Raw genomic sequence first — 7,300 nt, 5'->3', positions numbered from 1 at the left:
GGCCGTCCCCGCCGAGCGCCACCACCACCCGGCCGTGCGCGGTCGCCTCGGCGGCAAGCTGGCCGGCGTGGGCGAGGTCGCGGGTGGGGACGACCCGCACGTCGGCGGCCCACCGGTCGAGCTCGGCGCGGACGCCGTCGAGCAGGCGCAGCGCCCGCCCGCGCCCCGCGCTCGGATTGACGATCACGGTGAGCAGCCGCCGATCGACCTCCATCGGGTCAGCCTACGGGGCGGTGACCCCGCTCACCGCACCGCGGGCGACGCGACGGTCAGATGCTCGCTGGTGGCGCCGAAGAACGACCGTTCGCCGATCTCGGGGGCGTCCCGCACGTCGCGCAGCACCAGGTGTTCCAGCAGGATCAGCGCCGCGTCGGCCGGCCAGAGCACCAGCCACAGCCACACCCCGCGGGCCTCGCCGACGAAGGCGGCCCGGTCGGGTCGGACGGCCAGCGGCCACATCGCCGTGGGATGCCCGGCGGCCTCGACCTTGGCCTCGGACGCGCCCGGCAGCGCCTCCGGATCGGGGCCGGCGAGGCCCGCAAGTTGGGCGGCGAGGCCCACCCCGGGTGCCTCGGCGACGAGGATCATCTCCGCCGGTCCGCCCAGCGGGCAGGGGCCGGCGAGGGCGAGTGCGCTGGCCCGCGGCCCGGTGCGGTCGTCGCCGGCCCAGCCGATCCCGCTGACATACCAGTGCACCGGCATGGGCTCCGGCAGCCAGACGGGCACGGTCGAGGACGTGGCCAGGGATTGCAACGCCTGCTCGCGGGAGGAGACGGCCGTCCGGTAGGGGCTCACCTCCCCGTGCTCGTCGCACCGGTACTGGCTACTCCACAGGTCGGGCGGGCGGAGCGGGCCGAGACAACGAGGGCAGGTGGCAGCAATGGTCACCGGGCGCCTCCTGGCGTAGGTGGGCGAAAGGCCGCCGGACGTCGACGGTTCCGATACGGCTGTTCCCGCCCTCTACCGCGAGCAACCGTCTCACCAGCACTGATGTGCCGAACCGCCGGGCACGTCAGCGGCTGGCGGCGCTCTCGGCGCACTCGGCGAACGCCTCGTCGAGGAGGTCGAGGCCGGCGAGCAGCAGCGGTTCGTCGATCACCAGCGGCGGCAGCAGCCGCAGCACGTTGCCCCAGGTGCCGGCGGTAAGCACGATCAGGCCGCGGCGGTGGCAGGCCGCCGCGACGGCCGCGGTCAGTTCCTTGTCCGGGCTGGTGTCGCCACCGCCGCGGACGAGCTCCAGGGCGAGCATCGCGCCCCGCCCGCGGACGTCCCCGACGATGTCGTGCCGCGCCGCCAGGGCGCGCAGCCGGGGCAGCGCGAGCTCGCCGATGCGCCGCGCGCGGGCGGCGAGATCCGCGGACTCGATGAGCCCGATCGCGGCGAGCGCCGCCGCGCACGCCGCCGGGTTGCCGCCGTAGGTGCCGCCGAGGCCGCCGGCCTGCGGGGCGTCCATGATCTCGGCTCGTCCGGTGACGGCCGCCAGCGGCATGCCGCCGGCGATGCCCTTCGCGGTGGTGATGAGGTCCGGCACGATGCCCTCGTCCTCGCAGGCGAACATCGTGCCGGTGCGGGCGAACCCGGTCTGGATCTCGTCGGCGACGAACAGGATGCCGGTGTCCGCGCAGAATTCGGCGAGCCGGGGCAGGAAGCCACGGCCGGGGACGATGAAGCCGCCTTCCCCCTGGATCGGCTCGATGACCATCGCGGCCACCTCGCCCGCGCCGATCTCGTCCCGGACAAGTTCGATCACCCGCGCCGCCGCCTGCTCGCCGCAGTGCTCGCGACCGGTCGGCCAGCGGTACGGGTAGGCCAGCGGCACCCGGTAGACCTCGGGCGCGAAGGGACCGAAGCCGGCCTTGTAGGGCATCGATTTCGCCGTCATCGCCAACGTCAGGTTCGTCCGACCGTGGTAGGCGTGCTCGAAGACGACGACCGCGTCGCGCCCGGTCGCCGAGCGGGCGATCTTGACGGCGTTCTCGACGGCCTCCGCGCCGGAGTTGAACAGCGCGCTGCGCTTGTCGTGGTCGCCGGGGGTCAGCCGGTTGAGGGCCTCACAGACAGCGACGTACCCCTCGTACGGTGTGATCATGAAGCAGGTGTGGGTGAACCGGCCGACCTGTTCGCGCACCGCCTCGACCACGCCGTCGGCGGCGTTGCCGACGCTGACCACGGCGATCCCCGAGCCGAAGTCGATCAGCGAGTTGCCGTCGACGTCGACGACGACCCCGCCGCCGGCGGCGTGCACGTACACGGGCAGGGTCTCCCCCACCCCGCGGGCCACCGCGCCGGTCCGGCGGGCGGCCAGCGCGCGCGAACGCGGCCCGGGGATCTCGGTGACGAGGCGGCGCACCTGGGGCAGCCCCGGGCCGCCGCGGGCCGGCACGTTCGGAGGGATCATCTCGTCGGCTCCCGCCTGCTCGCTCACCGGTGTCTCCATCTGGGCATCCATCTGGGCATCCACCTGGACATCGTCCCCCGACCGCGGGCTCGGGACCGGCATGTCCGCCCAGGTCAGCACCCGCTTCAGACGCGGTATGCCTCGATGGGCCGGTCGGGCGCGTTGAACCAACCGATGTTCCGACTGCGCCTAGGATGACGGGCGATGGCGACGACACGGGCGGATCGCGATGGCTGACGTCACCTCGTTCTGGTTGGCGGGTAACCGAGCCGAGGGTGCCTCGACGATCGATGTCCACCACCCCTTCGACGACAGCCTCGTGGCCACCGTGGCGCAGCCCGACGCCGAGCAGGTCGCCCGCGCCGTCGCGGCCGCCGTCGAGGTGGCCCCGCAGTTGTCGGCGCTGCCCGCGCACGTGCGGGCCTCGGCGTTGGCGCACGTGTCCAAGCAGATAGCGCAGCGCGGCGACGAGCTCGCCCGGCTCATCACCGCCGAGAGTGGCAAGCCGCTCACCTGGGCTCGGGCCGAGGTGGCCCGGGCAAGCTCGACGTTTCGCTGGGGCGCGGAGGAGGCCCGCCGTTTCACCGGCGAGCTGACCCGCCTCGACACGGACCCGACCGGGGAGGGGCGCCTGGCGTTGAGCCGGCGCTTCCCGCGCGGGCCCGTGCTCGGGATCACCCCTTTCAACTTCCCGCTGAACCTGGTGGCGCACAAGGTCGCGCCGGCGCTGGCGGTCGGCGCCCCGATCATCGTCAAGCCCGCCCCCCGCACGCCGCTGTCGGCGCTGTTCCTCGGTGACCTGCTCGCCGAGACCGACCTGCCCGAGGGGTCCTGGTCGGTCCTGCCGGTCCCGAACAGCGAGGTCACCGGCCTCGTCACGGACCCGCGCCTGCCGGTGGTGTCGTTCACCGGCTCCGGCCCGGTCGGCTGGTCGATCCGCGACGCCGTGCCACGCAAGCACGTCGTGCTCGAGCTGGGCGGAAACGGCGCCGTGCTGGTCGCGGCCGACTACGCGGCACCGGGCGACCTCGCGCGGGCGGCCGGGCGCATCGCCCTGTTCGCCAACTACCAGGCCGGCCAGTCCTGCATCGCCGTGCAGCGCGTCTACGCCGACCGGTCCGTCCACGACGAGCTGCTCGGCGAGATCGTCACCGCGGTGCGGGCGCTGCGCGGCGGCGACCCGGCCGACCCGGCCACCGACGTCGGCCCGCTCATCGACGTCGCCGCGGCTCGCCGGGTCGAGGAGTGGATCGCCGAGGCCGTCGCCGCCGGCGGCACCCTCGTCTGCGGCGGCACGCGCACCGGCGCGAGCATCGCCCCGGCCGTGCTCACCGGCGTCCCCGCCGACGCCCGGGTCGTGCGCGAGGAGGTCTTCGGGCCGGTCCTCGTCGTGTCCGCGGTGGACGGGTTGGACGACGGCCTCGCCCGGGTCAACGACAGCGAGTTCGGCCTGCAGACCGGCGTGTTCACCCACGACCTGGCCACCGCGTTCCGCGCCCACCGCGACCTCGCCGTCGGCGGGGTCGTCATCGGCGACGTCCCCTCCTACCGGGCCGATCAGATGCCCTACGGCGGCACGAAGGGCTCCGGCATCGGCCGCGAAGGCGTCCGGGCGGCCATGACCGACCTCACCGAGGAACGAGTCCTGGTCCTCACCGGCCTCGACCTCTGACCACCCGAACCGCCGGTAACCACCCGAACCGCCAGTAACCACCCGAGCCGCCGGCCGTCGACAGGGTGCGGCCGGCAACGGTTAGCTGACAGCATCAGCGGATGACCATCGACCTGCACACCCACTCCACCGCGTCGGACGGCCTGGTCTCACCGGAGGATCTCGTCCGGCTCGCCGCCGAGACGGGGCTGACGGTCATCGCGCTGACCGACCACGACACCACCGCGGGCATCGGGCGCGCCGCCGCGGCACTGCCCGCCGGTCTCACCCTGGTGCCGGGCGCGGAGATCTCCTGTTCCGTCGACGTGCCCGGCGGGTCGATCTCCCTGCACGTGCTGGCCTACCTGTTCGACCCGGCCGAGCCCGCCTTCGCCGCGGTTCGGGCGCGGGTCCGCGAGCATCGGGCCGTCCGCGCCCGCAGGATGGCCGACCTGCTGGCCGCCGACGGGCATCCGGTGCGTTGGGAACGGGTGGCGGAGCTCGCTGCCGGGACGGTGGGCCGCCCGCACATCGCCGCGGCGATGGTCGAGGCCGGGCTGGTGCCGACGGTGGCGGCGGCGTTCACCCGCGACTGGATCGGCACCGGCGGGCCGTACTGGGTCGGCAAGGAACAGCCGGACGTCTGGCAGACCCTGCGGCTGATCCACGACGCCGGCGGGGTCAGCGTGTTCGCGCACCCGTTCGCCAGCCGGCGCGGGGTGACGGTCGGCCCCGACGTGATCGAGCAGATGGCCCGGGCGGGGCTCGGCGGTGTCGAGGTCGACCATCCCGACCATGACGCCGGCGAACGGCGCCGGCTGCGCGGACTCGCCGCCGAACTCGGCCTGATCGTGACGGGATCGAGCGACTTCCACGGCAGCAGCAAGCCGCAGGGCCTCGCCGCCGAGACAACCAGCCGCGAGGCGTACGAGGAACTCGTCGATGCCGCCACCGGAGTGGCACCTGTCACCGCGCCGCCCCCGGCCTGACCCACCCGCGGCGGCGCACCCGCCACCGGCGTCAGGCCGTGCTCACCCGCCTGTGGTGCGCCCCCGGGCGCCGTCGTGATCGGCGCACGGTGGGCCGAGCCGCCCGAGCAGCTCGGCGAGCTGGTCCTGCTCCGCCCGGCTGAAGTGGGACAGCACGTGCCGGCCGACCCCCTTCAGATGGGTCCCGGAGGCGGCCCGCAGCCGGTCGAGGCCATGCGGTGTCAGGGTGGCGAGCGTGCCGCGGGCGTCGGACGGGCAGGTCCGGCGGGCGACCAACCCCTCGCGTTCCATCCGGTCGACCAGCCGGGTCAACCCGCTGCGGGAGAGCAGCACCGCCTGCGCCAGCTCGCTCATCCGCAGCTCGTGGCTCGGCGCCTCGGACAGCTGGACGAGCACGTCGTAGGAGGCCAACGGCAGATGGTGGGCCGCTTCCAACTCGGCCTCGAGCACCCGGGTGACGTACGCGTGCGCCTGCAGCAGCCCCCGCCAGGCCCGCATGCCGCGCTCGTCGACCCAGTCCGCGTCGGTCTCGGAGCTGGCGCCGATCACCTCTTCGACTGCCATCGCGTCCTCCCGCTGCCGCCTCGATCAGCCTATGCCGTGAAGTGCCCCCGCCGGCTGCTCCGCCCGGCACCGGCCGGGCCTCGGCGGACGCCGCGCAGCCGGGAAATCCTGGTCACCGCGACGGGTCGATTTCCGAGTCGGATACCCGACAGGGCCACCGAACCCACGGGCCACCCTGGTCGGCAACCACCGGTACCGACGGATTCATCCGGATCCTGGCACCCGTGGCTCACAGCTGGCCGGCGGGCCAACGCTGACGAGCTTTCCGCGGGCTATCGTGGAGCCAACGGCGGCTCCGAGGGCCGCATCTGATGCCAATCAGTGACTGAGGTTTCCCTTGTCTCCATCCCGGCCTTCCTCCGACGCGATCCAGTCGGCTCTGGCGACGGTGCACGATCCCGAGATCGGCCGCCCCATCACGGAGCTGGACATGGTCTCGTCGGTCCACGTGCTCGACGACGGCTCGGTTGACATCACGGTGCTGCTCACCGTGTCCGGCTGCCCGATGCGGGATGAGATCATCAACCGTGTCAGCCGCGCCGTCAGCGCGGTGGAGGGGGTGCGCGAGGTCCGTGTCGACCTGCAGGTCATGACGGACGAGCAGCGCACCGCCCTGCACACGAAGCTGCGCGGCGGCGTCGCCCCCAAGATGATTCCGTTCGCCCAACCGGGCTCCATGACCAGGGTGTACGGCGTCGCCAGCGGCAAGGGCGGCGTCGGCAAATCCTCGATCACCGTGAACCTGGCGGCGGCGATGGCCCGCACGGGCCTGTCCGTCGGCGTGCTCGACGCAGATATCTACGGCCACTCCGTGCCGCGGATGCTGGGCATCGAACGGCCGCCCACGCAGGTCGAGAAGATGATCATGCCGCCCCAGGCGCATGGCGTGCGGGTCATCTCCACCGGCATGTTCACCCGCGGAAACGAGCCGGTGACCTGGCGCGGACCGATGCTGCACCGTGCGCTCGAGCAGTTCCTGTCCGACGTCTTCTGGGGCGACCTCGACGTCCTCCTGCTCGACCTGCCGCCCGGCACCGGCGACATCGCCATCTCCCTGGCCCAGCTCGTGCCCTCCTCCGAGCTGCTGGTGGTCACCACCCCCCAGCTCGCCGCGACCGAGGTCGCCGAGCGCGCCGGCACCATCGCGGTGCAGACCCGGCAGAACGTCGTCGGCGTCGTCGAGAACATGGCCTGGCTGCCCTGCCCGCACTGCGGGGAGCGCGTCGACGTCTTCGGCTCCGGTGGCGGCGCCGCCGTGGCCGAGCGGCTGACCAGGGTCCTCGGCCACGACGTCCCCCTGCTCGCGCAGATTCCGGTGGACGTCCGCCTGCGCGAGGGCGGCGACAACGGCGTCCCCCTCGTCGTCTCCGAGCCGGACAGCGAGGCCAGCAAGGCCCTGCGCGCCGTGGCCGACCGTCTCACCTACCGTTCCCGCGGCCTCGCCGGCCGCAGCCTCAACCTGACCCCCGCCGGTCGCTGAGGCGCCCAGCAAAACACCGCCGTCGCCGACGGGCGGCCCGCTCCCCTACCGGGGCGAGTGGGCCGCCCGTCGGCGACGCCCGTGCGTAGGCGGCGGATGCGTGGGAGAGCGCCCACCCGGGTCCTTCTGGAGGGTCTGGCGGTGGCTCGCGCTCCCCCGCGGCAGTCGAAACGCGGTGACGCACCTCTGCGCCGGGGGCGCGTCGAGCGGCCGCAGAC

The 7,300-nt window shown here is 73.7% G+C and carries 7 protein-coding genes; 3 read left to right on the top strand and 4 right to left on the bottom strand.

Annotated elements, in window-relative coordinates; genetic code table 11:
• The 3 genes from NBZ85_RS24810 to gabT all read right to left on the bottom strand — a co-directional run.
• A partial coding sequence (locus NBZ85_RS24810) for a diacylglycerol kinase family protein (protein ID WP_261562687.1) occupies positions 1-214 on the bottom strand: 214 nt, incomplete at its 3' end.
• A 29-nt stretch (positions 215-243) separates the two neighbouring features.
• Complete coding sequence (locus NBZ85_RS24805; protein WP_261553681.1) at positions 244-888, bottom strand: DUF6758 family protein; 645 nt, start codon at positions 886-888, stop codon at positions 244-246.
• 124 nt (positions 889-1,012) lie between these two features.
• Positions 1,013-2,437 (bottom strand): 4-aminobutyrate--2-oxoglutarate transaminase, encoded by a 1,425-nt coding sequence (gene gabT / locus NBZ85_RS24800; protein WP_498041261.1) that lies wholly within the window; start codon positions 2,435-2,437, stop codon positions 1,013-1,015.
• A gap of 190 nt (positions 2,438-2,627) precedes the next feature.
• Between gabT and NBZ85_RS24795 the strand changes: the two genes are divergently transcribed.
• Positions 2,628-4,070 carry an aldehyde dehydrogenase family protein gene (locus NBZ85_RS24795; RefSeq protein ID WP_261553682.1) on the top strand — a complete coding sequence of 481 codons (1,443 nt, stop codon included), beginning with the start codon at positions 2,628-2,630 and terminating at the stop codon, positions 4,068-4,070.
• A 101-nt stretch (positions 4,071-4,171) separates the two neighbouring features.
• The gene (locus tag NBZ85_RS24790) at positions 4,172-5,038 is read left to right on the top strand and encodes a PHP domain-containing protein (protein WP_261553683.1); all 867 of its coding nucleotides are present in this window, start codon (positions 4,172-4,174) and stop codon (positions 5,036-5,038) included.
• Positions 5,039-5,080: 42 nt separating this feature from the next.
• Here the strand turns inward: NBZ85_RS24790 and NBZ85_RS24785 are convergent, their stop codons facing one another.
• Positions 5,081-5,602, bottom strand: a complete 522-nt coding sequence (locus NBZ85_RS24785; RefSeq protein WP_261553684.1) for a MarR family winged helix-turn-helix transcriptional regulator — start codon at positions 5,600-5,602, stop codon at positions 5,081-5,083.
• Positions 5,603-5,939: 337 nt separating this feature from the next.
• Between NBZ85_RS24785 and NBZ85_RS24780 the strand changes: the two genes are divergently transcribed.
• The gene (locus tag NBZ85_RS24780; protein WP_261553685.1) at positions 5,940-7,082 is read left to right on the top strand and encodes an Mrp/NBP35 family ATP-binding protein; all 1,143 of its coding nucleotides are present in this window, start codon (positions 5,940-5,942) and stop codon (positions 7,080-7,082) included.
• The last annotated feature ends 218 nt before the right edge of the window (positions 7,083-7,300 follow it).

Origin of the sequence: Frankia tisae, assembly GCF_025403405.1 — a bacterium.
In the GTDB taxonomy this organism is placed as follows: Bacteria; Actinomycetota; Actinomycetes; order Frankiales; family Frankiaceae; genus Frankia; species Frankia tisai.
This window is presented reverse-complemented; position numbering and strand designations above follow the sequence as displayed.

What these genes read in the sequence shown, in the direction of transcription:
- gabT (WP_498041261.1), bottom strand. Translation starts at nt 2,437, where the DNA reads ATGGAGACACCGGTGAGCGAGCAGGCGGGAGCCGACGAGATGATCCCT.
- NBZ85_RS24795 (WP_261553682.1), top strand. Translation starts at nt 2,628, where the DNA reads ATGGCTGACGTCACCTCGTTCTGGTTGGCGGGTAACCGAGCCGAGGGT.
- NBZ85_RS24790 (WP_261553683.1), top strand. Translation starts at nt 4,172, where the DNA reads ATGACCATCGACCTGCACACCCACTCCACCGCGTCGGACGGCCTGGTC.
- NBZ85_RS24785 (WP_261553684.1), bottom strand. Translation starts at nt 5,602, where the DNA reads ATGGCAGTCGAAGAGGTGATCGGCGCCAGCTCCGAGACCGACGCGGAC.